We start from the raw sequence: 3,197 nt of genomic DNA, 5'->3' as shown, positions 1-3,197 counted from the left end.
GATGGGTGGTTGGTCGTTGTTTGAGAACTGCACAGTGGACGCGAGCATCTGTGGCCAAGTTTTTAAGGGCGCACGGTGGATGCCTTGGCACCAGGAACCGATGAAGGACGTGGGAGGCCACGATAGTCCCCGGGGAGTCGTCAACCAGACTTTGATCCGGGGGTTTCCGAATGGGGAAACCCGGCAGTCGTCATGGGCTGTCACCCATGCCTGAACACATAGGGCATGTGGAGGGAACGCGGGGAAGTGAAACATCTCAGTACCCGCAGGAAGAGAAAACAACCGTGATTCCGGGAGTAGTGGCGAGCGAAACTGGATGAGGCTAAACCTTAAGCGTGTGAGACCCGGCAGGGGTTGCGCTTGGGGGGTTGTGGGATCTCTTTTCTACGGTCTGCCGGCCGTGGGACGAGTCAGAAACCGTTGATGTAGGCGAAGGACATGCGAAAGGTCCGGCGTAGAGGGTAAGACCCCCGTAGTCGAAACATCAGCGGCTCGTTTAAGAGACACCCAAGTAGCACGGGGCCCGAGAAATCCCGTGTGAATCTGGCGGGACCACCCGCTAAGCCTAAATATTCCCTGGTGACCGATAGCGGATAGTACCGTGAGGGAATGGTGAAAAGTACCCCGGGAGGGGAGTGAAATAGTACCTGAAACCGTGTGCCTACAAGCCGTGGGAGCGTCGGACATCAGCTTGCTGGTGTCTCGTGACTGCGTGCCTTTTGAAGAATGAGCCTGCGAGTTTGCGGTGTGTTGCGAGGTTAACCCGTGTGGGGAAGCCGTAGCGAAAGCGAGTCCGAATAGGGCGTTTTAGTAGCGCGCTCAAGACCCGAAGCGGAGTGATCTAGCCATGGGCAGGTTGAAGCGGCTGTAAGAGGTCGTGGAGGACCGAACCCACCAGGGTTGAAAACCTGGGGGATGACCTGTGGTTAGGGGTGAAAGGCCAATCAAACTCCGTGATAGCTGGTTCTCCCCGAAATGCATTTAGGTGCAGCGTCGTGTGTTTCTTGCCGGAGGTAGAGCACTGGATAGGCGATGGGCCCTACCGGGTTACTGACCTTAGCCAAACTCCGAATGCCGGTAAGTGAGAGCGCGGCAGTGAGACTGTGGGGGATAAGCTCCATGGTCGAGAGGGAAACAGCCCAGAGCATCGACTAAGGCCCCTAAGCGTACGCTAAGTGGGAAAGGATGTGGAGTCGCAGAGACAACCAGGAGGTTGGCTTAGAAGCAGCCACCCTTGAAAGAGTGCGTAATAGCTCACTGGTCTAGTGATTCCGCGCCGACAATGTAGCGGGGCTCAAGCGTACCGCCGAAGTCGTGTCATTGCAGTACATACTCCCAACGGAGACTGTGATGGGTAGGGGAGCGTCGTCTGCCGGGTGAAGCAGCACCGGAAGGTAGTTGTGGACGGTTGACGAGTGAGAATGCAGGCATGAGTAGCGATACACACGTGGGAAACGTGTGCGCCGATTGACTAAGGGTTCCTGGGTCAAGCTGATCTGCCCAGGGTAAGTCGGGACCTAAGGCGAGGCCGACAGGCGTAGTCGATGGATAACCGGTTGATATTCCGGTACCCGCTGTGAAGCGTCAAACATCGAGCATCGTGATGCTAAGGCCGTGAAGCCGCCCTGATCTCTTCGGAGTTGAGGGGAGTGGTGGAGCCGCCGAACCAAGCGGTTAGTAGGTGAGTGATGGGGTGACGCAGGAAGGTAGTCCATCCCGGGCGGTGGTTGTCCCGGGGTAAGGGTGTAGGCCGTGCGATAGGCAAATCCGTCGTACTTGTGGCTGAGACCTGATGCCGAGCCGATTGTGGTGAAGTGGATGATCCTATGCTGTCGAGAAAAGCCTCTAGCGAGTTTCATGGCGGCCCGTACCCTAAACCGACTCAGGTGGTCAGGTAGAGAATACCGAGGCGTTCGGGTGAACTATGGTTAAGGAACTCGGCAAAATGCCCCCGTAACTTCGGGAGAAGGGGGGCCACACTTGGTGATCCGTTTTACACGGTGAGCTGGGGGTGGCCGCAGAGACCAGCGAGAAGCGACTGTTTACTAAAAACACAGGTCCGTGCGAAGCCGTAAGGCGATGTATACGGACTGACGCCTGCCCGGTGCTGGAACGTTAAGGGGACCGGTTAGTCATGATTCGTCATGGCGAAGCTGAGAACTTAAGCGCCAGTAAACGGCGGTGGTAACTATAACCATCCTAAGGTAGCGAAATTCCTTGTCGGGTAAGTTCCGACCTGCACGAATGGCGTAACGACTTCTCGACTGTCTCAACCATAGGCCCGGTGAAATTGCACTACGAGTAAAGATGCTCGTTTCGCGCAGCAGGACGGAAAGACCCCGGGACCTTTACTACAGTTTGATATTGGTGTTCGGTTCGGCTTGTGTAGGATAGCTGGGAGACTTTGAAGCATTAACGCCAGTTAGTGTGGAGTCGTCGTTGAAATACCAGTCTGGTCGTGCTGGATGTCTAACCTGGGTCCGTGATCCGGATCAGGGACAGTGTCTGATGGGTAGTTTAACTGGGGCGGTTGCCTCCTAAAGAGTAACGGAGGCGCCCAAAGGTTCCCTCAGCCTGGTTGGCAATCAGGTGTTGAGTGTAAGTGCACAAGGGAGCTTGACTGTGAGACCGACGGGTCGAGCAGGGACGAAAGTCGGGACTAGTGATCCGGCGGTGGCTTGTGGAAGCGCCGTCGCTCAACGGATAAAAGGTACCCCGGGGATAACAGGCTGATCTTCCCCAAGAGTCCATATCGACGGGATGGTTTGGCACCTCGATGTCGGCTCGTCGCATCCTGGGGCTGGAGTCGGTCCCAAGGGTTGGGCTGTTCGCCCATTAAAGCGGTACGCGAGCTGGGTTTAGAACGTCGTGAGACAGTTCGGTCCCTATCCGCTGTGCGCGTAGGAGTCTTGAGAAGGGCTGTCCCTAGTACGAGAGGACCGGGACGGACGAACCTCTGGTGTGCCAGTTGTTCTGCCAAGGGCATGGCTGGTTGGCTACGTTCGGGAGGGATAACCGCTGAAAGCATCTAAGCGGGAAGCCTGCTTCGAGATGAGGACTCCCACCCACTTGATGGGGTAAGGCTCCCAGTAGACGACTGGGTTGATAGGCCAGATATGGAAGCCCAGTAATGGGTGGAGTTGACTGGTACTAATAGGCCGAGGGCTTGTCCTCAGTTGCTCGCGTCCACTGTGTTG

General features: G+C 56.4%; 1 rRNA gene. It reads left to right on the top strand.

The features are described from left to right. Positions 1-52 precede the first annotated feature (52 nt). A 23S ribosomal RNA gene (locus tag ACWD4J_RS43850) occupies positions 53-3,174 on the top strand. Positions 3,175-3,197 lie beyond the last annotated feature (23 nt).

Source organism: Streptomyces sp. NPDC002577, from assembly GCF_053594815.1.
This window is presented reverse-complemented; position numbering and strand designations above follow the sequence as displayed.